At 50.9% G+C, this 21110-nt stretch carries 18 protein-coding genes; 12 read left to right on the top strand and 6 right to left on the bottom strand.

Annotation, left to right across the window (positions count from 1 at the left end):
* The first annotated feature begins 14 nt into the window (after positions 1–14).
* The 4 genes from AC5L4R_RS03360 to AC5L4R_RS03345 all read left to right on the top strand — a co-directional run bounded on the left by AC5L4R_RS03360 (position 15) and on the right by AC5L4R_RS03345 (position 4465).
* On the top strand, positions 15–770 hold the full coding sequence (locus AC5L4R_RS03360) for a glycosyltransferase family 2 protein (RefSeq protein WP_494472664.1): 756 nt from the start codon (positions 15–17) through the stop codon (positions 768–770).
* 32 nt (positions 771–802) lie between these two features.
* Entirely contained in the window at positions 803–1861 is a 1059-nt protein-coding gene (gene ribD / locus AC5L4R_RS03355) for a bifunctional diaminohydroxyphosphoribosylaminopyrimidine deaminase/5-amino-6-(5-phosphoribosylamino)uracil reductase RibD (RefSeq protein ID WP_494472663.1), read from the top strand.
* Between the two features lie 435 nt (positions 1862–2296).
* A complete protein-coding gene (locus AC5L4R_RS03350) occupies positions 2297–2962 on the top strand; it encodes a riboflavin synthase (protein WP_494472662.1) in 666 nt (221 codons plus the stop codon).
* A gap of 195 nt (positions 2963–3157) precedes the next feature.
* Entirely contained in the window at positions 3158–4465 is a 1308-nt protein-coding gene (locus AC5L4R_RS03345; protein ID WP_494472661.1) for a CAP domain-containing protein, read from the top strand.
* Between the two features lie 34 nt (positions 4466–4499).
* Here the strand turns inward: AC5L4R_RS03345 and AC5L4R_RS03340 are convergent, their stop codons facing one another.
* A complete protein-coding gene (locus tag AC5L4R_RS03340) occupies positions 4500–7202 on the bottom strand; it encodes a hybrid sensor histidine kinase/response regulator (RefSeq protein ID WP_494472660.1) in 2703 nt (900 codons plus the stop codon).
* A 390-nt stretch (positions 7203–7592) separates the two neighbouring features.
* Between AC5L4R_RS03340 and fmt the strand changes: the two genes are divergently transcribed.
* From fmt to thrC, 3 genes are all read left to right on the top strand, one after another.
* Positions 7593–8594 carry a methionyl-tRNA formyltransferase gene (gene fmt / locus AC5L4R_RS03335; RefSeq protein WP_494472659.1) on the top strand — a complete coding sequence of 334 codons (1002 nt, stop codon included), beginning with the start codon at positions 7593–7595 and terminating at the stop codon, positions 8592–8594.
* Positions 8591–9967: a 16S rRNA (cytosine(967)-C(5))-methyltransferase RsmB gene (gene rsmB, locus AC5L4R_RS03330; protein WP_494472658.1), complete on the top strand. Its 1377-nt coding sequence runs from the start codon at positions 8591–8593 to the stop codon at positions 9965–9967. The genes fmt and rsmB overlap by 4 nt, the downstream gene beginning before the upstream one ends.
* Before the next feature lie 122 nt (positions 9968–10089).
* Positions 10090–11505 (top strand): threonine synthase, encoded by a 1416-nt coding sequence (gene thrC / locus AC5L4R_RS03325; protein WP_494472657.1) that lies wholly within the window; start codon positions 10090–10092, stop codon positions 11503–11505.
* Between the two features lie 143 nt (positions 11506–11648).
* Here the strand turns inward: thrC and AC5L4R_RS03320 are convergent, their stop codons facing one another.
* From AC5L4R_RS03320 to AC5L4R_RS03305, 4 genes are all read right to left on the bottom strand, one after another.
* A complete protein-coding gene (locus tag AC5L4R_RS03320) occupies positions 11649–11903 on the bottom strand; it encodes a GlsB/YeaQ/YmgE family stress response membrane protein (protein ID WP_494472698.1) in 255 nt (84 codons plus the stop codon).
* A gap of 185 nt (positions 11904–12088) precedes the next feature.
* Positions 12089–13513, bottom strand: coding sequence for a UDP-N-acetylmuramate:L-alanyl-gamma-D-glutamyl-meso-diaminopimelate ligase (gene mpl / locus AC5L4R_RS03315; RefSeq protein WP_494472656.1), 1425 nt, complete (start codon positions 13511–13513; stop codon positions 12089–12091).
* Between the two features lie 122 nt (positions 13514–13635).
* Positions 13636–14661 carry a YheT family hydrolase gene (locus AC5L4R_RS03310; RefSeq protein ID WP_494472655.1) on the bottom strand — a complete coding sequence of 342 codons (1026 nt, stop codon included), beginning with the start codon at positions 14659–14661 and terminating at the stop codon, positions 13636–13638.
* 39 nt (positions 14662–14700) lie between these two features.
* Entirely contained in the window at positions 14701–15309 is a 609-nt protein-coding gene (locus AC5L4R_RS03305) for a YigZ family protein (RefSeq protein ID WP_494472654.1), read from the bottom strand.
* A 385-nt stretch (positions 15310–15694) separates the two neighbouring features.
* Between AC5L4R_RS03305 and AC5L4R_RS03300 the strand changes: the two genes are divergently transcribed.
* The 5 genes from AC5L4R_RS03300 to AC5L4R_RS03280 all read left to right on the top strand — a co-directional run bounded on the left by AC5L4R_RS03300 (position 15695) and on the right by AC5L4R_RS03280 (position 20677).
* Positions 15695–16828: a hypothetical protein gene (locus AC5L4R_RS03300; RefSeq protein ID WP_494472653.1), complete on the top strand. Its 1134-nt coding sequence runs from the start codon at positions 15695–15697 to the stop codon at positions 16826–16828.
* A 212-nt stretch (positions 16829–17040) separates the two neighbouring features.
* The gene (locus AC5L4R_RS03295; RefSeq protein WP_494472652.1) at positions 17041–17745 is read left to right on the top strand and encodes a pseudouridine synthase; all 705 of its coding nucleotides are present in this window, start codon (positions 17041–17043) and stop codon (positions 17743–17745) included.
* 236 nt (positions 17746–17981) lie between these two features.
* Positions 17982–19130 (top strand): molecular chaperone DnaJ, encoded by a 1149-nt coding sequence (gene dnaJ / locus AC5L4R_RS03290; protein WP_494472651.1) that lies wholly within the window; start codon positions 17982–17984, stop codon positions 19128–19130.
* A 160-nt stretch (positions 19131–19290) separates the two neighbouring features.
* On the top strand, positions 19291–20103 hold the full coding sequence (dapB, locus tag AC5L4R_RS03285; protein WP_494472650.1) for a 4-hydroxy-tetrahydrodipicolinate reductase: 813 nt from the start codon (positions 19291–19293) through the stop codon (positions 20101–20103).
* Between the two features lie 34 nt (positions 20104–20137).
* Entirely contained in the window at positions 20138–20677 is a 540-nt protein-coding gene (locus tag AC5L4R_RS03280) for a DUF4442 domain-containing protein (protein ID WP_494472649.1), read from the top strand.
* 69 nt (positions 20678–20746) lie between these two features.
* Here the strand turns inward: AC5L4R_RS03280 and AC5L4R_RS03275 are convergent, their stop codons facing one another.
* Positions 20747–21091 (bottom strand): DMT family transporter, encoded by a 345-nt coding sequence (locus AC5L4R_RS03275; RefSeq protein ID WP_494472648.1) that lies wholly within the window; start codon positions 21089–21091, stop codon positions 20747–20749.
* Positions 21092–21110: the final 19 nt, after the last annotated feature.

The following is a 21110-nucleotide window of genomic DNA, read 5'->3' as shown; positions in this document are numbered from 1 at the left end:
AATAAGGAAAAACAATGATTGTTATCCCAATGGCAGGGCTAAGCAGCCGTTTTTTTAAGGCAGGGTTTGATGTGCCCAAATACCAGTTGATGCTGGCAGGTCAAACCGTATTTGCGCGCGCACTGCAATCGTTCGCGCGTTATTTTGCCACCGACTTATTTGTTATCATCGTGCGCGATGTGTACGATACGCCTGCGTTTGTCCGCCAGCAGCTTGACGCATTGGGGGTGCAAAACTACCGTATTTGTATCTTACCCCAAGAAACCGACGGTCAGGCGCATACGGTGTATTTGGGACTGCAGCAGTTGGCAGAACTGCAACAGCCTGATGAAGATGAGCCGCTGTATATTTTTAATATCGACACGTTTCGCTATGACTTTGTCAAACCTGCGCAGGCGGCGACTTGGGATGGCTATTTAGAAGTGTTTCGTGGTGAGGGCGACCATTGGTCGTTTATCGCGCTCGATGACGATGGGCGCGTGGTCCGTACCACCGAAAAACAGCGTATTTCAGATCTGTGTAGCGATGGGTTGTATTATTTTAAATCCGCGCGTCGTTTTATGGCGTTGTTTGCGTATTGCCAAGCCAATGATTTGACCCACAACGGCGAGCTGTACATTGCGCCGATGTATAATTTGATGATAGCAGCAGGTGAGACCGTGGGCTATGTGCTGATTGCGCCGCAAGACATCGATTTTTGTGGTACACCTGCCGAGTACGAACACCTACTAAAACATGGTTTACAGCAAACCCTGCCGCATGATTGCTAAGTTATTGTATTTAAAAAAATTGTAAAAATGTTATGTCCACCGCTAGCTTAATTGATGTGTATTACATGCAGCGCGCCATTGAGTTGGCAAAGCGTGGGCAGTACACCACGCGTCCCAATCCCAACGTTGGCTGCGTGTTGGTGCGTGATGGGCGTATTTTGGGCGAAGGTTTTCATGCACGGGCAGGGCAGCCCCATGCCGAAATCATGGCATTACGCGCCGCCCACGCCGCGCAACAAACCACAAACGGTGCGACAGCATATGTCACTCTAGAGCCCTGTAGCCATCATGGGCGCACCCCACCCTGCGCCGACGCGCTGATAGCTGCAGGGGTGGCGCGGGTGGTGATTGCCGTCACCGACCCCAACCCAAAAGTGGCTGGCAATGGCATTGCCAAGCTACGCGCGGCAGGTATTGAGGTGCAAACAGGCGTTTGTCAGGCGCAAGCGGCAGCACTCAACGCAGGTTTTTTGCGCTGTATGCAAGGCGGCTTGCCGTGGGTACGCGCCAAAATTGCCTGTAGCCTTGATGGGCGTATTGCGCTAGCCGATGGTACGTCTAAATGGATTACGGGCGATGCCGCACGCGAGGATGGGCAGCGTTTGCGCGCCCGTGCCGGGGCAATTATCACGGGTAGTCAAACGGTGATGAGCGACGCGCCGCGCATGGATGTACGCAGCGCCAGTTTGGGTGTGCCGGCAGCAGAGATTCCTGCGCCACTGTTGGTTGTGCTTGACCGCCAAGCTCGTGTGAGTCTGGCAGGCGACTGGACACAACAGCAAGCCCAGCATCGCCCTTTGTGGTTGGTGCAATCGCCTGCGCTGACATTGGCTGAGGTGTTAGACACGCTTAAACAACGCCAAATTTATGACGTATTGATTGAAGCGGGCGCGCGCGTGACTACCGCATTTTTGCAGGCAGGTTTGGTTGATGAACTGATTGTCTATCAAGCGCCTTGTCTGTTGGGACAAAATGCGCAGCCTATGTTTGTGGCCGACATTGCTGCGCTAAACCAGCAGCTACGCTTGAATTTGGTTTCACATGAAACCATCGGGCAAGATAGCAAGTTGATATTTAACATTGCAAAGTAATGCTAAACAGTGCATTAGGTCGTCTATTTTGATGCCTTTAGCAGGATAGCCACAAGATATAGTGCGCTAAAAAGTTATCCACTGGCAAAAGTGTTTGGATTAAGTGGTGATTATGAGAAGCCTTGATTGTGGATAAGTGTTTCACATGAAACGTTTACCCATTTGTTTGACAAAATGAGTCTGGCAAAAGCCTAGCCTGCTATAGGTTTCACATGAAACACCGTGACCGACCAAAAATTAGCCGACGAGCCTGCCACAGTGGATAACTTTTTTAAACCGCCAAAATTAACCACTTGCTAAAAGTTATCCACAAATCAAATTGCGCAGTAAAACCCCATAGCACGTTGCTATAGCCTGCTAAAACCAACCAATTTAACCGCTGATTGTATCGTTTTATTAAACAATCGCTCATTACGACATCTAAGGGTTTAAACCATGTTTACAGGTATTATCGAAACAGTGGGACAAGTGGCGCGTATTGAGCCGCGCGGTGGTGATATACGTTTGACGATTCGTGCCAGTGATTTAAATTTTGCCGATGTCAAACTCGGTGACTCGATTGCCAGTAATGGCGTGTGCTTGACGGTGGTGGACTATGGTGCAGATTGGTACGCCGTGGATGTGTCGCGTGAGACGCTTACCAAGACCACACTGGGCGACTGGCAAGTCGGTACGCCCGTTAATTTAGAAAAAGCTATGTTGCCAACGACGCGTTTTGGTGGGCATATCGTCGCAGGGCATGTCGATGCGGTGGCGCATATCGCCAGCCTAAGCCAAGACGCGCGGTCTTTGTTGGTGAGTATTGGCTTACCCGATGATATCGCCAAGTATGCGGCCACCAAAGGTTCTATCACGGTTGATGGCATCAGCTTAACCAGCAACCGCGTTGAAGGCAATACGGTGTGGCTCAATATCATCCCCCACACGGCTGAGGTGACCAACATCGGGCAGCAATGGCGCGTTGGGCAGCGGGTGAATATTGAGGTTGATTTGGTGGCACGGTATTTAGAGCGGCTATTGTCAAGCGGTGCGCCGCATAATTTGCCTGTGAAGCAGTCTATTGACGCGGCGTTTTTGGCGCAGCACGGTTTTATAAAGTGAATTAAAAAATATTTTAAATTTCATGATAAATATATTTTGCAACCAATTGTAAGACTGATGGCAAACGACATTGACAAATTGTTAATTTTACGTTAATTTTTAGCAAAAAAATGAACGGGTAAATGCCCATCGCTAAGTTCTTTGGCCACAGATTGTCTTCTTGTCACCACCCTCGCCCACTCAAAGGACGCCACTATGCGCCAACCTTCCGACACCCATCAACCTGCTTTTCGTTTTGCGCAGTCAGTCGCATCAAAAACTGCTTTAGTCACCGCGCTTGGTCTTGCGCTTGTGGCCTGTGGTAGCGGTGGAGGCTCAAGTGATTCAGAGGTTGCACCCGTTGCAGCCAATCCATCGGTGAATACGCCTAGCAACACCACCGCAAGCAGCACCGTCGGCACAGCGGTTACGCCAACCGATAGCACGCCTGTAACGGCAGACAATACGCCCACCATCCCAGCCGTGAGCGTCACTGAGACAACCACACCGACCACAGCCCAAGCTGTCAATCCAACGCCTGTTGTCGTTGGCAGTGGTCAGCAAGCCGCGCTACAATTACTCAGTGATAATCGGCAAAACTGTGGTTTTGGGGCATTGACCTCTCACCCAAACTTAACCATTTCTGCTGACAATCATGCCAATTATTTGGCGTGGCTTAGCCAAAGTAACCGCCAACCGATTGCGACTCACCATGAGACGGTTTTGCAAGATACCCAAGGCAATACCATTGTCGATAGCGGTATCACCAATCCATATTTCACGGGCAATGATGTCGGCACGCGGTTAAATCCAACAACGTTGGGCGCGCGTGCGACACCCACCACTTACAATGCCTATCGCGGGTTCGTTGGTGAAAGCCTTGCCATAGCAAACTTTGGCTCTACAGGTGGCTATCCTGCGCTTGATAGCGCGGCAAATGCCAAAGATTTGCTCACAGGGCTGCTGGCCGCACCGTATCATGTGCGTGGCATGGTGCATCCGTGGTTCAGTGAAATTGGCGTAAGTTATGCTGAAGTACAATGGGATAAAATAGAACCACAAATCGACAATCGCACGTATTATTACACACAAAGCATCCTTGAGCTGGTCTTATCATTGCCTGCCAACGCTGCGCTACACACCCCCAACAGCGTGCTATCATATCCTTGTGAAGGTTCGGTGACAGCGTATGAGCTGACCCATGAAGAGCCCAATCCGTTCGGCAATACGCGCGATTTGTCACAACGTCCTATCGGGCAGCCGATTTATATTCTTGCACCTGAAAATAAAACCGTGCAAGCCGTGTCTGCCAGCCTAAGCCAAAACGGGCAAAACGTCGGCTTTATGCATACGCTGACCAAAGACAACGACCCCAATCGCTTGTTAGAAGCCAATGAAGTGATTTTAATGCCCGACACGCCGCTACAGCCCGATACCGTGTATCAAGCGCGTTATGATTTAACGTTCAGCGATGGTGAGCGTATCAGCAAACAGTTTACCTTCCGCACCAAAGCCAAAGGCTAACCAAACGCGGCGTGCTTATCGCGCGAATGATTCGTTATGCCAACAGATGCCGCTGCAGCATTTGCGCCAATTTTTCACGATGGACGGGTTTGGATAAAAATCCGTCCATCCCTGCTTGCAAACAAGCATTGCGGTCATCGTCGGTGTCACTGGCCGTTAGCGCGATGATGGGGATGCTGTCTTGTTTGGCACGAATGATGCGGCTCGCCTCTAGCCCATCCAAAATCGGCATGCGGCAGTCCATCAAAATCAGCCCAATTTGGCTGCGATTGGTGTTAAGCTGCTCGATGGCCTCCTCACCGTTGGCGGCGATGATAGAGGGGTAGCCCAAAATCGTGAGATGTTTTTCGATGATTTTTTGATTCAAGGCATTGTCTTCTGCCACCAAAATCGTTTTACGACGAAATAGCGCAGGCTGCTCGGTGCTGCTGGCTGTTTGGATTTGGTTGCTGGTTGCCACGCCGCTAGATTGCTGGCTTTGCCACTGCTGCAAAAACGCCTTAAACGCCATCTGTGGTGGTAAGCTGGGCTGCTCATTGGCATGGCTGCTGGCGTTATCTTCGCTGTGACATAGCTGCTTAATCTCACTGATAAGCACGTTTAAGAAAATCGGTTTACGCACAATCGCATCGTATTGCGCGGCTCGCTTGGGCTCGATAGAGTCGGATTGCTCCATGCTCAGCAGGATTTTTTTACAATTGGTTAGACCACGAAAATCAAGCGCTTGTTGGTCATACAAGGCATCATCCACCAGTACAATAAGCTGACAGCCAGTTAGATTGGTCTGGCGAATTTTTGCCAGTGTCTTGGCATCAAGCTGAGTAAAACTGTTGTTGGCGATATCTAACCCATTAAATACTTCTGCCAAGCGTTGATTGACCAGCTCAAATGGCGACAATGTCACAACATACACCGACAGACGCTCAGCGGTCATGCTAATAACAGGGCGGCGGCTGTAACGCTCAAGCGGTAAATACACCTGAAACTCACTGCCCTGCCCAAATGTGCTGTTAAGATGGATAAAACCACCAAGCAGATGCGAAAAACGGTTGGAAATTGCCAAACCCAAACCCGTGCCACCAAACTGCTGGCTGATGGAGGCATTGGCTTGATTGAAGTATTTAAACAGCTTGGCTTGGTCAGCGTCCTTGATACCAATCCCGGTATCTTTAACACAGATGCGTAGCCAGTATGGTGCGCTGCTGTCATTGGGGCGGTGCTGCTGAATAATGCGGTTGTGATGAGGCACGCTGTCGATGAGTACCGCCACGTAGCCTTGTTGGGTGAATTTAATCGCATTTGACAAAAGATTAAGCAAAATTTGGCGCAGCTGCCCGCCGTCGGTGTCGATAAAGTGCGGAACTTGTGGGCCAAAAAACACGTACAGCTCGATGTTTTGTTGCTTGGCGCGGCTGAGCATCAGTTCAGCGACTTGGCGCACCAGTTGCACCAAATCCAAATAGTCGATGTTGGTTTGCAGCTTGCCAGCATTGAGCTTGGCGGCATCAAGCATATCGTTGAGTAGCTGCAGCATCATCTGTACCGACTGCTGCATGGTCGTTAGCGTTTCGGCTTGCTCGCTGTCAAGTTTGGCTTGATTTTCTAGCAGCAATTCAAGCATACCGAGTGTACCAGCCAGTGGTGTGCGCAGCTCGTGGCTCATCTCTGCCCACAGTTTGTCAAATTCACCAATGCGCTCGGTCAGTTGCTTGTTGGTTTGCGCGGCATGGGCAAGTTTATTGTGATAATCCGACACCACAAACAACGCGCCGCTAAAGCCTGCCAATTTACCAAAGCGGTTATAAAACGGTTTGAGCTGTAAGGCAAAATACCCATCGCCTTGCAAGTTGGTCACCGCAAGGCTGACACGCGCTGGGTGCTCACTGATTTCTGCCAAATGCTGCTGGGCGATCTTGTCCGTGCCAAAGACAAAATCGCTTAGCATATACGTCACGTTTTTGTTAAATGAAATACCAAACGTTTGGGCAAACTGCTCGTTAAAATACGTGATTTGTCCACGCCGATTGGTCAAAAACAAGCTAACGGGCGCGTTGTCCACCAAACGCGTTTGCCGATAGTCAAGCACCGCCTGCTGCTGGCGATAACGCTCCAGTCGATAGGCATTGCGGTTGATAAGCTGCCCAAGCTTACGCAAATCCGTATAGCGCATGGCAACGCCCGTCAGCGGCTGATAACTGCGATGTTGTCCCAAACTTGCGCGGTCGGCATAGGTCAAAATCGACTCCCACGCCTCGGCACGCAGACGCAGATGATAAGCCAACCACATCAGCACCAGCACCATCAACGCCAATGGCGCAAGGTGCAACGGTGACAACAACTGGCCTAAAATTGGCTGATAAGTACCGTGAACATACGCCGAATAATCGCCCGTGAGCGTCAGCCAGCTTTCAAAGCCCTTGGGATGATAAATGGTTAAATCGCGCTGTAGATTGGATTTGACACCACTGCTGTGCCCCAAGTCCTGCTGATTGCTGCCAAGGCTCAAAATCTGCCCATCGGGCGCAAAAATCGTCAGCTGATACGCCCCAATCATTGGCGTATTGACCAGACTTAAGCGCATATTTTGCCACGGGTGCAGGTTTTGCCGCGCACTGCCGTGTTCAATGCGCACATTGAGCTCATGGGCAACGTTTTGTAAAAACGCCTGTGTTGCCAAGCGTTGGCGTTGTTTGGCAGACCAAAATAGCATAGCATATTGCATCAGCACAAATGCCATCAAAATAACCAACGCCCACCGCCAAAGCCGTCGCTGCCAAATAGAACGAGGTAGCCAGTTGTTCATCATAGCGTTATGATACCAAGCGGTGCAAGGGTAAAAGATCAGCAAACGGCTAAAGCGCGGCAAGAAAAAAACTTGTAACCAATGACCAAGTAGCACACCAACAAGCAAGTCTAACGCGCTGATTTAGCAGCAATCAGCCCCACACTAGCCACCGTAAGCGAGCACGATTATAACAATTCTGCCAAGCGGCAACAATCGCGCCTGTTTGGGAATTGACACGCGTAAGCAGAGCAGCAAATTAGCGTCCGTGCCCAATTCTGACTATAATAGTCAAAGCGCAATGAAAAACCCAATTCTTATCACTCTTACCACAGAACCCATTCAATGACAACACTCCATCCGCCTTTATCGACCAACCCACCGCTGCGCGTGGTATTTGCTGGCACGCCCGATTTTGCCGCCGCAAGTCTACAGGCACTGCTTGCCATGCCATCCAAGCAGGTGCAAGTGGTCGCTGTCTATACCCAGCCGGATCGCAAGGCAGGGCGTGGGCAAAAATTACGCGCCTCACCCGTCAAGGCGCTGGCGTTGCAACATGGCTTGCCTGTGGAGCAACCCGAAAGTTTTAGTTTAAAACACGACTTGGGCAGTGTTTCACGTGAAACATTAGCCGCCTACCAACCCGATGTCATGGTGGTGGCGGCGTATGGCTTGATTTTGCCCAAAGGCGTGCTGGCTATCCCAACGTTTGGCTGTATCAACGTGCACGCGTCATTGCTGCCGCGTTGGCGTGGCGCAGCGCCGATCCAGCGCGCGATTTTGGCAGGTGATACCCAAACGGGTGTGACCATCATGCAAATGGCGGCAGGGCTTGATACGGGCGACATGCTACATAAAGTCACCTGCCCCATTACCTCAGCCACCACCACCGCAAGCTTGCACGACACTTTGGCGACACTGGGTGGACAAGCACTGGTCAGCGTTTTGCAAGATTTGCCGCACTACCAGCGGCACGCGCAAGCACAAGATGACAGCCTGGCCAACTATGCCGAAAAAATCAGCAGCACAGAGGGACACATTGACTGGCAACAAAACGCCGCCCATATTGACCGCCAAATCCGTGCCTTAAACGCTTATACCGAGCACAACGGCACGCGCGTCAAAGTGCTTGCTTGCGCACCTGCGCCGTTTGCCGCTGCCTTAGACGACCAGCCTGCAGGCACGGTCATTGCCATCGACAACCACGCCGTGCAAGTGGTCTGTGGCGCGCCAAACCAGCCACAGCGATTGTGCTTAACCAAGCTGCAATGGGCAGGCGGCAAGCCACTCACCGCCGCCCAAATCAACGCAGGCAACAAACTACAAATCGGTGAGCGATTGGTATGACCCACACAGCTTTCAACCCAGCCCAATCACGCGACCCACGCGCACAAGTCATCACCGTGTTGGCGCAAATTCAGCATGGCACGTCACTGGCCAGTCTTACACCATCCTTGTTTGCTCAAATTGATGAATCGGCACGCGCGTTTAGCCATGAGTTGCTATACGGCACGTTGCGCCAGTGGTGGGCGCTCAGCCGTATTGTTGAAAGTCTGACCACGCGCCCTGTTGAAGACGCGCAGGTTGTCGCTGCGCTGCACGTTGGGTTGTATCAGTTGCTATACCTTGATACGCCCGATTATGCTGCGGTCAATAGCACGCTTGAGGCGCTCAAGGCACTGGGACAGACGCGCGCGACAGGATTTGTCAATGCAATTTTGCGCAAGGTACAAAAATCTGCCGCCAAATACGCCAAAAAGGTCAATCAGCACCACAGCTTACCCAACTGGCTGGCAAAGCAGCTCAAACAGGATTGGGCCGCGCACTATGACGCGCTTGGGCAAGCCTTGCGCCAACCTGCGCCGATTTTTTTGCGTGTCAATCGCCAGTACACGGACATCGCCAAGTACAGCGCGTTATTAACCGCGCACAACATCGCCCATGAGCTCACGCCTATCGGATTGGCAGATGCTAAAGCGATTCGCTTGTCGGCTAAAATCAAAATCCAAGACCTACCGCATTTTGCTGACGGCTGGGTTAGCGTACAGGATTTGCACGCGCAAATTGCAGGCTATCTGTTGGCACGGTGTAATTTTAGCCCGTTTGAGACGGGCGGCTTGGACATCCTTGATGCTTGTGCCGCCCCTGGTGGAAAAACAGCGCATTTGTTAGAACTAAGCGCAGCTGCAACCGATAAAAAGTTTCACGTGAAACATTTAACCGCGCTTGACAATGAGCCTAGCCGTTTACAACGGCTACAAGACAATATCGCCCGATTAAAGCTGACCAACGTCGCCGCGTTGCAAACGGTATGCGCCGACGCCGCCCAATTTACACACACGCCTTACACAGCGATTTTATTGGATGCGCCCTGCACCGCCACGGGGGTCATTCGTCGCCACCCCGATATTACGCTGCTGCGCCAGCCAGCAGACGTTGCCCAAACGGTCGATTTGCAAGCGGCGATTTTGGCCAACGCTTGGCGGTTATTGGCACCCAATGGCTATTTGCTTTATGTGACCTGCTCTTTATTAAAAGCCGAAAATGAACAGCAAATCAGCGCATTTTTACAGCAACATCACGATGCGCGCGCTGTCGCGTTTGATTTGGCTTTGCCCAATCAAATAGCGGTCAGTGTGGGCTATCAGTGTCTACCGCTACACCCGAACGGTGGTGATGGGTTTTATTACGCGCTGTTGCAAAAAACTGTGCGCGCATGATTGCCGCGGTAGCGCGCTGCACCAACAAAACTTTAGCATGGGCATGGCGATTGGTGCAGGTTTGGGCTACAATGCCAGTTAGGGCATCGTTTTAATTGTTTAGATAAAAGGGATTGACAACCATGCGATATATCAGCACGCGCGGACGCACCGCACCGATGGCATTTAGCGAGGTATTATTGATGGGGCTAGCCCCTGATGGCGGTTTGATGTTGCCCGAAGAATATCCCACCATCGACGCGGCAACGCTGGCACAATGGCGCACGCTCAGCTATCCTGAGCTTGCGTTTGCCATCATGCGCTTGTTTGTCGATGATATTCCCGAGACGGATTTGCGCGATATCATCAACCGCACCTATACGCCTGCCACGTTTGGTAGCGATGCTATCACCCCTGTGCGCACGCTATCTGACGGCATCAAAATTTTGGAGCTGTCCAATGGCCCCACACTGGCATTCAAAGACATTGCCATGCAGTTTTTGGGCAATGCGTTTGAATACGTGCTAAAGCGTCGCGGCGAGCGTATTACCATCATCGGTGCGACCAGTGGGGATACGGGCAGCGCGGCAGAATACGCCCTGCGCGGTAAAGACAACGTGGAAGTGTTCATGCTATCGCCGTATGGCAAAATGAGTGATTTTCAGCGCGCGCAAATGTACAGCCTGACCGATGCCAATATTCACAACATCGCCATTGAAGGCATGTTTGATGATTGCCAAGACATCGTCAAAGCCCTGCAGCAAGATGCCGACTTTAAAGCCAAACACAACCTAAGCACGGTAAATTCCATCAACTGGGGGCGGATTTTGGCGCAAATCGTGTATTATTTTAAAGGCTACTTTGCCGCGACAACAGACAACCGCGAGCGCGTGAGTTTTTGCGTACCATCGGGCAATTTTGGCAACATCTGTGCAGGGCATATTGCACGCGAAATGGGCTTGCCGATTGACCGCTTGATGGTAGCAACCAACGAAAACGACGTGTTGCACGAATTTTTTAGTACAGGCAATTATCGCCCACGCCGCGCTGCCCAGACCTTTGTCACCTCTAGCCCATCGATGGATATTTCTAAAGCATCAAACTTTGAGCGTTTCATCTATCTACTGTTGCAAAAAAATAGTGAGGATGTCACGCGTCTATGGAATGATGTCGCCAGCGGGCAAGGGTTTGGTTTGGTCGATAATTTGGCAGAAATCAGTGAGCGTTATGGCTTTGTTTCGGGCAAATCAACCCACGCCGACCGCGTGGCGACCATCCGCGCGGTGTATCAAAGCGATGGTGAGCTGATTGACCCACATACCGCTGACGGCGTTGGCGTGGCTCGGCGTTTGCGCAAGCCCAATGAAATCGTAATTTGTGCCGAAACCGCGCTACCTGCCAAATTTGCCGAAACGATTTTTGAAGCTGTCGGTGAAGTGGATATCCCACGCCCTAAAGCCAGCATAGGCTTAGAGGATTTGCCTCAGCATGTCACCGTACTTGCCAATGACGCCAACTTGGTCAAGGCAGAGATTGATGCGCTTGCGCCTGCTCGTTAGCCCGCGTTATCCGCTAAGTGATTAGCCAAATGTTTCACGTGGAACATGTTTGACAGCGTTTAGGCAAAAAAACGGATATATGTAGATACAAAAAAAGACGCTAGCCATGCCTGAGCGTCTTTTTAATGGGTGTTTGCTGGTAATTAGCGAGGACGTTTACCTGCCAGCATTTCATAAATAAACAACACGATAATCGCACCAATCACCGACAGCACCAGCCCCATAAAACCACCATTGGCGTTAAGGTTTAAAGCACTGGCAATAAAGCCACCAACAATCGCGCCTATGATACCAAGCACAATGGTCAAAACCCAGCCCATGGCATCAGAGCCAGGTTTAATCGCACGTGCAATCACACCCACGATCAAACCCATGATAATCGTATAAATAAAATTCATCATAACACTCATCCTTAACAAGTAATTTTGAACAAATAGTAATATGGGTGGCGCGCTACAACTTCCTTAATGTATGCACGTTTGCCCATTGCTTGTCGCTAGTGTACGGTTTTCATCTATAAAATCATAACGTTAGTTTGTTAAGTCTGTAGGCGTTGTGTGGTGTTACTGCATCAAAATATATTTTAGGCGCGCTGCAAACGCGTGACCAAACGCGGGTGAATGCCTTCAAAGCCGCCATTTGACATAATAATGATGACATCGTCATCACCAACATGGGCAGCGATATGCTCAATAATGTCTGCTGTTGTGTGCATGACGGACTGCCGTGCCGTGTCGCCAATCGCATGTGCCACCGACCAATCCAAACTTGGCGGTTGATACCAAATCACCGTGTCTGCGATGGCAGCTGAAGGCGCAAGTAAGGCTTGGTGCGTACCGAGTTTCATCGTATTACTGCGCGGTTCGATAATTGCCCAAATCTTGCGCGTGCCAAAGCGTTTGCGCGCGCCGTCTAAAGTGGTCATAATCGCTGTTGGATGGTGGGCAAAATCGTCATACACTTCAACATTGCCGATATGCCCAACGCGCTCCATGCGCCGCTTGATGCCTGCAAAATTTGACAACGCCTCACACGCCTGCGCCACCGATATACCCACATGGTATGCGGCTGCAATGGCCGCAAGCCCATTTTGGACGCTGTGCAAACCATTCATCTGCCAATCAACTGTGCCTTGCTCAGTCAGATGTTTCACGTGAAACATGCTACCATCTTTAGCCGCTAGCACAGCTTGCCAGTCGGCAGACGCTGAATGCTCGGTGGTAGTGGGTAGAACCTCGGTACGCCAAACGGGTGTCCAACAGCCGTGTTCTAAAACTTGCTCAAGGCTTGGCGTATGACTTGGCAAAACAATTTTGCCATGGCTAGGGATGGTGCGTACCAAATGATGAAACTGGGTCTGAATCGCCGCCAAATCGGCAAAAATATCGGCATGATCGTATTCAAGATTGTTTAAAATAGCGGTGGTCGGGCGATAATGGACGAATTTTGAGCGTTTATCAAAAAATGCGCTGTCATACTCATCCGCTTCAATGACAAAATAGCCCGTTTGCGTCTCGGTGGTGGGTTGTCCCAAGTGGCTGCTGTGGGCAAATGCCGCTTGCAAACGCGCGTCGGTGGTATTGACCAGTGGCACGCCACCAATCAAAAACCCTGTGTCAATGCCTGCATATTGTAAAATCCATGCCAGCATGGTGGTGGTTGAAGTCTTACCGTGTGTGCCTGCCACTGCCAACACATGACGGTGCTGCAACACGTGTTCTGCCAAAAATTGCGGCCCTGATGTGTAAGCAAGGCGCGCATTTAGCAGGTATTCCACCGCTGCCATGCCGCGTTTCATGGCATTGCCGACAATCACCAAATCGGGGTGTGGCTGCAAATGCTCGGCATGATAGCCCTGCATGATATCAATGCCCGCGTTTGCCAGTTGGGTGGACATGGGCGGATAGACGTTGGCATCCGAGCCCGTCACACGGTGTCCCAAATCGCGCGCCAGCAACGCCAGCGAGCCCATAAACGTGCCGCAAATGCCTAAAATATGAATGTGCATAGCCTGTCCTTTCCCCTTAACCGCCGATTGATGTCGCAAAAACACCATTGTAAGCCAGTTTTAGCAGAAAGCCAAAACCCAATTCACAATCGGCAAAAAATCGCTAAGGCCCAAGTGCTGGTCTAAGCACGGGTGGTTACAGCGTCAAGTTTTGCCTGATGCACCGCCTGAAAAAACTGCATGGTGGTATTTGGCAGCCATGTTAGGTCAAACGCGCCTTGTTGCCAGTCGATAAACCCAACATGCCCACCGTGTTTGCTATAGAGCAGACGCACCGCGTTTGACACCTCGTTGGTCGTCGCCCGAATGCCAACAAACGGATCATCTTTGGCTTGAATCAGCAGCGTGGGCTGGGTGATATTCTTGAGGACAGGCAGGGCAGAGGACTGGCGGTAATAATCGGCGGCGTCAGCAAAACCATTGCGCGGCGCGGTGTAGATATCATCAAAACCATCAATAAAGCGCAGATGTTTAAGCTTATGGCGTGTTGCAGGGTCAGTGGTTTTGTTTAACGCCTTTGCCACCAAGGGTTTGAGCAAATACGGCGTATAAACCTGCTTTGCCACCCCATGGTGCATCTTGACCGCTGCGCTGGTCAAATCCACAGGCGCGCTAATCACCACCGCTGCATCGCACAGTGCGTCGTCACCTGTTTCGCCCATATATCGTGCCAGCATATTGCCACCCAATGACACACCTGCGGCAAATACCTGCGCGTAGCGTTGTTTAAGCTGCGCAAAAACAAACTGCGCCTCACGGGTATCACCTGCATGATAATCCCGATAAGCGGTGTTCTCCACACCGCCACAGCCACGAAAATGCACAATCACCGCATCCCATCCGTGGCGTTGTGCCCCCAGTACAAACGCCTTGGCGTACGGGCTGTCGCTACCGCCTTCAAGCCCATGAAACATCATCGCCAGTGGCTTGTCGGGATTGGGTGCACCGTTTGGGTAGACAAAATCATACGCCACCAACGTCTCGCCCGTGCTATCGGGCAGCAGTTCACGTTGGTAGGCAGGCGGCTTGATGGGCACAAAGCGCGGCAAAATCGTCTGCACGTGCGGATTGGCCAACCAAAACGCAGGGGTAAAAGGCTTAAGTTTTAGCGCATGAATATTAAAAAAAGAGGCGACAGGTTGGCTCATGGTGTGTCCTTGTGTCTAAGCTGTGTTTGACGATTTAATTCATGATACATGCGTTATACTGACCGTTTTGCCCAAGCTGTCGTGCAGTTTTGCTGTCAAATCAGCCAGCGCACGCGCTGCCAATTCAACGCTCAGTTGCACCTGCTGTTGGTACGTGACGGTCAACACCTCACCATCAAACCCTGCCACAATGTGACGAATGAACGCCTCATCGGCAAATCCACAGTGAATGACAAGCTGTGCTGCAGACTCAAATGGCGTGAGCGTTGCGTCTGCCAATGCCGCTTGCGCCGCTGCCCCATACGCGCGCGCCAAGCCACCTGCGCCAAGTTTAATCCCACCAAAATAACGCACCACAACCAGCGCGCAATTACCAACCAGCTTGTGCTGCAACAGGTTTAGCATTGGCCTGCCTGCTGTGCCCGATGGCTCGCCATCATCATCAAAGCCTGCATCCGTGGTGTTGTTTGGGTCACCAATGATATACGCCCAGCAGTGATGGCGCGCATCGGGATATCGCTGGCGCAGTTGTTCCACGTGAAACAACACCTCATCGCGACTGGTCACAGGATAAGCAAACGCCAAAAACTGACTTTTTTTAATATCAATCGTGGCTGTGTGTGGACGGTTTATGGTGGAGTAGGTCATCAAGTGGCAGCTATCATTTTATGTTACGGCATTAGGTATTAATAATTAATATGGCGGCTTGCTGCGCTGTTTTAAATCCTTCTATCGGCCTAAAGTCCAGATAAATTGTACATGCTCGTCATAATATACAGCAGGCTGGTTGGTTGGCATAAAGACTCGACTTTTATCGAATTGTAAAAACATGCTAATAGGCGGTAAGTAGTTTATTGTCTTGGTAAAAATTAAGCCACTATCTAAAGTTTTGATAACAGTTATTTAGCAAAAATTTAACAAAACCTTGCTTATTTATTCTACACGCTAACCTATAATAAGCCGCAATCGAATTTGGGCAAAAATTTTTATTAGCCTTTGTGGGCATCGCAGCAAAGGTGTTTAGGAGAATAAAATGAACAATCAACCGCACGCAACCCCAGCCCGTCGTCCTTCATGGCGCGGCATTTTGGCAGGTCTACTCATGGGTCTGGTGGTATGGTTTGCCATGTTTTCGTTGGCGCTTATACTGAGTGCATTTTTATCCCTTGATTTACAAGGGGCGAGCATCACGGCAGGTATTTATACCATCGTAACGGCGTTATTAAGTGCTTACACCGCTGGCTATTTTGCAGTCAAAGCCTCAGCACCCGAAGCGTTATTCGGTGATGGTGTCGAGATTTTGCCAAAAGATGCCACTTTAACAGGTATGCTGACCGCAGCTTCTATCATTGTACTGACCACGTGGTTGGCAGTCAGTGGGCTGACAGGCGCGGTAAAAACCGCTGGCAACGTTGCAGGCGCGACCGCAAACGCTGTGGGTAGCGCAGCAGGCGCAGTAGGCAATGCCGCAGGGTCAGTGATTGGCACAACGGCAAGTCTTGCCACCACAGGGGCAACCGCTGCCGCCGCGTCGGGTCATGGTGATGATATCGGTAATAAAATCCAAGCACTTTATAAACAGGTCACGGGCGACATCAGCCGTGATGACATCGAAAGCTGGATTGCAAAAAACAATGACACTTTGAGCAAAGAACAAATCAGCGCGACAGCCAATGTGCTTGAAGGCATGGTCAATACCACCAAAACCCAAGTTGCGGACATGGACTTTAGCGACGTCGACACATGGAAAAATTTGGACACCTATGCCAAAAACCGTCTTGCGCAAATTGAAACGATCATTCAAGGCCCACAGCTGATTCAACGTCTTGAAAACGAAGGCTTAAGCGAGGCACAGGCGCGTCAAGTTCAACAAGAAACGCTAACCACCTATCAAGCCTACCGAGCCAAAACTGAGCAAAACATCGCCGATGCCAAAGCGCAGGTCGAGCAGGCCGAAGTCAAAGCCCAACAAGCGGTTGCTGAAGCCAAAGAAACCGCCCGTAAAACCGCACTCTATACTGGTTTATTCGGCTTACTTAGTATGCTATTTACTTTCTTAGCCAGTATTGCTGGCGCAAAACAAGCGGCAGCAAAATACCGTCTAGAGCGTCCGTTGGTTGTCTCCCGCACCACCACGACCAGCACAGACACCACGCATTTGTCATAATAGTGCCTGTCTTCGCTTGTCAGGCAATCAAGCCAACTACCCAAGCGTTGAAACTGGCTCATCAATTGCCAAAGCCCAGCCCTTGTGACTGGGCTTTACTGCTATCAAATGCCGATACTTAGGCCAAATTTTGACCCACGTACGCCCCACACAAAATTTTTTGCCAAAGTGTGCTACACTGTTTGACAAAACCTTAACCGATTTTAATACCCATGCGTTTAGACAAATTTTTAAGCAAAGCCACCCAACTATCGCGCAAAGACTGCAAGCGGATTTTGCACAACGATGAAATCAGCGTCAATGGTGCGATCGTACGCGATGGTAGCGTACACATTGATGAAGTCAATGATGAAATCGACTGGTTTGGCGAGCCCTTATCGGTCGCGACAGGCAACCGCTATATTTTGCTCTACAAGCCTGAAGGCTTTGAATGCACGCTCAAACCCAAAGACTACCCGATTGTCACTGAGCTGATTGACGTACCCGAAGTTCAAGCGTTGCGCATGGCAGGCAGGCTGGATGTGGACACCACAGGCGCGCTGCTGTTGTCCGATGACGGTACATTTTTGCATCGCGTGACCAGTCCTAAGCACCACGTTGCTAAGACTTACGAGCTGACCCTTGCCGAGCCGATGGACAGCACGCAGCAAGCCTATGCCATCGACGCACTGGCCAAAGGCGTTATGCTAGAAGGTGAGCGCGATAAAACCAAACCTGCACAGCTAAGCTTTACCGACCCGACCCATGCCACCTTGGTTTTGACGGAAGGCAAATACCACCAAGTCAAGCGTATGATGGCATATTTTGGCAATAAAGTCATCGCGCTACACCGCGCCCGTATCGGTCGCATCACACTTGATGGCTTGGACAAAGGTGACAGCCGCTTTTTGACCCAAGCTGAAATTGAACAGTTTTAGTCGGATATGGATTACCTAAAAGGTTTCACGTGAAACCTTTTTTTAGCTAACCATTGCAGAAAGCGCTATAGACGAGAATTACAAAAATTTACCATAAACCTTGATAAATCGTTATTAATCGCCACTAAAGCCCATATTTTAGCCAAATTTTTATTTTGACGCGGCATGACCCATGCCAATGCGTCAAACAAACCACACGCAGGCACGACCGTGTTGCCTGTAGGCGAGGAATAACGATGTCAAAGCGAGATTTTTACGAAGTATTGGGCGTGGCCCGCACCGCGGACGAAACCGAAATCAAACGCGCTTACCGCAAGCTTGCGATGAAATACCACCCCGACCGCAACCCCGATGACGCAGAAGCCGAAGAAAAATTCAAAGAAGCCGCGTTGGCGTACGAGGTGCTAAGCGACAGCAACAAGCGCGCAGCGTATGACCGCATGGGACACGCCGCGTTTGAAAACGGCATGGGCGGTGGTGGCTTTTCGGGCAACTTCCAAGACATTTTTGGTGACTTGTTTGGCGGACGCGCAGGCGGCGGTTTTCAAGATATTTTCGGCGATATCTTTGGTGGGGCGCGTGGCGGTGCAAGCCGTCAGCGACGTGGGTCAGACTTGCGCTATATGCTGGATTTGACGTTAGAAGAAGCCGTCGCAGGCACTAAAAAAGAAATCACCTATACCGCGCCTGCACCGTGTGAGGCCTGTGACGGTAAAGGGGCGAAAAATAGCAGCGATATCGCCACCTGTTCGACGTGTGGCGGGCATGGCGTGGTACGTATGCAGCAAGGTTTTTTTGCCGTGCAGCAGACCTGCCCAACCTGCCATGGCACAGGCAAAGAAATCAAAAATCCGTGTGACGTTTGCCATGGTACAGGCGTGCAAGAAAAATCACGCACGTTGGAAGTCACCATTCCTGCTGGCGTGGACACAGGCGACCGCGTGCGTTTATCGGGCGAGGGTGAGGCCATTGCAGGCGGTGAAAGCGGTGATTTATATGTAGAAATCCGCGTATTGCCTCACGCCACCTTTACCCGTGAAGGCGCGGATTTGTACATGGATGTGCCCGTCAGCTTTGCCGATGCCGCGTTGGGGCGTGAGATTGAAGTGCCAACCCTTGAGGGGCGCGTGAATTTGCGTATCCCAGAGGGCACTCAAAGCCACAAAATATTTCGTATCAAAGGCAAAGGTATCACACCGATTCGCACCACCATGCGCGGTGATCTGCTATGCCGTGTGATTGTTGAGACCCCAACCAATCTAAACAGCCAGCAAAAAGACTTGTTGCGCCAGCTGCAAGACTCGATGGGCGAGCATCAGCATTCACCGCAGAAAAAGTCGTTTTTTAACCGCTTAAAAGACGATGTCAAAGACTTGTTTGACTAAACCGATTGAGGTTTTAAAGGCAAATTGTTTCACGTGGAACAATTTGCTTTTTTATTGCCACAATTTTTTATAATAATTGATGACGCAGTGGCAGCTTTTTGGCTACAATGCAGATTAACCACAATGCAATAAGGTGCGTTGAGAAAAATAAGGTTAAAACATGACAAATATCGGTATTAGCGGTGCAGGTGGGCGCATGGGGCGGATGTTGATTCAAGCCGTCGCTGAGCACCCCGACGCCAATTTGGTTGCCGCCATTGAGCGCGCAGGCTCAAGCCTACTTGGGGTAGACGCAGGTGAACTGGTGAATTTGCCTGCCATGGGCGTGGCACTGTGTGATGATTTGCACCAAGTCATCGACCAGCTTGATGTACTGATTGACTTTAGCCATCCACAAGCCACGGTGGATAACGCCAAACTGTGCCAAGCGCACGGCGTGAATCTGGTGGTGGGTACAACGGGGCTGGATGACGCACAAAATGCGATATTGCAAGATGCCAGTAAGCACATCGCCATGGTGTATGCAGGCAACTACTCAACAGGCGTGAATCTGACATTGCAGCTACTTAAACTGGCAGCGCAGGCATTTGGTGATGAGGCAGATGTGGAAATCATTGAAGCACACCACAAGCACAAAATCGACGCGCCATCGGGCACAGCGTACATGATGGCGCAAGCGGTGGCAGACGCACGCGGGCAAAACCTCAATAATGTGGCGATATACGGGCGCAGCGGTCAGACAGGCGAGCGCACCCAAGGTAGCATAGGTATCCATGCCGTACGCGGTGGTGAAATCGTTGGCGATCACAGCGTGATGTTTATCGCCGATGGCGAGATGGTCGAAATCCGCCACCACGCGCGAGACCGTATGACGTTTGCCGCAGGCGCGGTACGGGCTGCCGTTTGGGTCGCTGCCCAGCAACACGGCATGTATGATATGCAGGACGTGCTTGGTATTAAAAACCCGCAGTAACCACCCATCAACCGTTATTTGACAAGGATGTCATATGCCAATTTCCAGTATCCTCAACACCGTTCAGCAACAGCTCAAGCGCCGCTTGAGCGTCACGCAGCACCCCGAACTACTGGCAAAACTGCTCAGCTTGTATCCGCCCTATTTGGGTGCGCGTGTGCATGTTGATGCCATGGACTTTGCCCAGCGTCGCATCCGCGTCAGTATGCCGCTATCACCGCTCAACAAAAACATCGTCGGCACTCAGTTTGGCGGCAGTTTGTATTCGATGACTGACCCATTCATGATGTTTTTGTTGATGGACGCGCTCGGTGATGATTATGTGGTGTGGGACAAAGCGGCGTGCATTGATTTTGTCAAAGCAGGCAAAAGCCGTGTGTATGCTGAGTTTCATTTAACCGACGAAGAAATCGCCCAAGTACGCGCGCTTGCCAGCGATGGACGGGCGGTGTTTCGCGACTATAATGTGACCATCACCGATACCGCAGGCCACACCGTGGCAACGGTCAAAAAAACCGTGTATATCCGTTTGCGTGCGTTTAGCAAGTCAAAAAACCAAACAGTGGTTTGGTAGGCTGGCGATGGTGACCATGTGGCGAGGCAACGGCTAAATTTACGCACGCTAAATCACTCTCACAGCGTATTAGCTGCCTGCCTTTGACCACAAATTAATCACCACCACACCTGCGATAATCAATGCCATGCCAACAATGGCGGGTAAATCCAACCGATTGCCCAGCCACAGCCAGCCAATCAGCGCGGTCAGCACAATCCCAACCCCTGACCAGATTGCATACACGATACCAAGCGGTATGCTTTTGACCACTTGCGACAAACAATAAAACGCCACCGCATAGCCCACCAAGCTTGCCAGTGTTGGCAACAGGCGCGTAAACCCATCGGATTTTGCCAAGCACGTTGAGGCAAACACCTCGGTAATAATCGCAATCGCCAACAACACAGGCGCAGGTAAATGATTGATAAACATATATTTTTAATTCACTGAC

It is taken from the genome of Faucicola sp. SE7633 (assembly GCF_059264685.1).
Note: the sequence above shows the minus strand (reverse complement) of the source record. Positions and strands in the feature narration are given on the sequence as shown.

Bases quoted from the DNA above. Each gene is read 5' to 3' on its own strand.
- AC5L4R_RS03360 (WP_494472664.1), top strand. From the start codon at position 15: ATGATTGTTATCCCAATGGCAGGGCTAAGCAGCCGTTTTTTTAAGGCA.
- ribD (WP_494472663.1), top strand. From the start codon at position 803: ATGTCCACCGCTAGCTTAATTGATGTGTATTACATGCAGCGCGCCATT.
- AC5L4R_RS03350 (WP_494472662.1), top strand. From the start codon at position 2,297: ATGTTTACAGGTATTATCGAAACAGTGGGACAAGTGGCGCGTATTGAG.
- AC5L4R_RS03345 (WP_494472661.1), top strand. From the start codon at position 3,158: ATGCGCCAACCTTCCGACACCCATCAACCTGCTTTTCGTTTTGCGCAG.
- AC5L4R_RS03340 (WP_494472660.1), bottom strand. From the start codon at position 7,202: ATGGCATTTGTGCTGATGCAATATGCTATGCTATTTTGGTCTGCCAAA.
- fmt (WP_494472659.1), top strand. From the start codon at position 7,593: ATGACAACACTCCATCCGCCTTTATCGACCAACCCACCGCTGCGCGTG.
- rsmB (WP_494472658.1), top strand. From the start codon at position 8,591: ATGACCCACACAGCTTTCAACCCAGCCCAATCACGCGACCCACGCGCA.
- thrC (WP_494472657.1), top strand. From the start codon at position 10,090: ATGCGATATATCAGCACGCGCGGACGCACCGCACCGATGGCATTTAGC.
- AC5L4R_RS03320 (WP_494472698.1), bottom strand. From the start codon at position 11,903: ATGAATTTTATTTATACGATTATCATGGGTTTGATCGTGGGTGTGATT.
- mpl (WP_494472656.1), bottom strand. From the start codon at position 13,513: ATGCACATTCATATTTTAGGCATTTGCGGCACGTTTATGGGCTCGCTG.
- AC5L4R_RS03310 (WP_494472655.1), bottom strand. From the start codon at position 14,661: ATGAGCCAACCTGTCGCCTCTTTTTTTAATATTCATGCGCTAAAACTT.
- AC5L4R_RS03305 (WP_494472654.1), bottom strand. From the start codon at position 15,309: ATGACCTACTCCACCATAAACCGTCCACACACAGCCACGATTGATATT.
- AC5L4R_RS03300 (WP_494472653.1), top strand. From the start codon at position 15,695: ATGAACAATCAACCGCACGCAACCCCAGCCCGTCGTCCTTCATGGCGC.
- AC5L4R_RS03295 (WP_494472652.1), top strand. From the start codon at position 17,041: ATGCGTTTAGACAAATTTTTAAGCAAAGCCACCCAACTATCGCGCAAA.
- dnaJ (WP_494472651.1), top strand. From the start codon at position 17,982: ATGTCAAAGCGAGATTTTTACGAAGTATTGGGCGTGGCCCGCACCGCG.
- dapB (WP_494472650.1), top strand. From the start codon at position 19,291: ATGACAAATATCGGTATTAGCGGTGCAGGTGGGCGCATGGGGCGGATG.
- AC5L4R_RS03280 (WP_494472649.1), top strand. From the start codon at position 20,138: ATGCCAATTTCCAGTATCCTCAACACCGTTCAGCAACAGCTCAAGCGC.
- AC5L4R_RS03275 (WP_494472648.1), bottom strand. From the start codon at position 21,091: ATGTTTATCAATCATTTACCTGCGCCTGTGTTGTTGGCGATTGCGATT.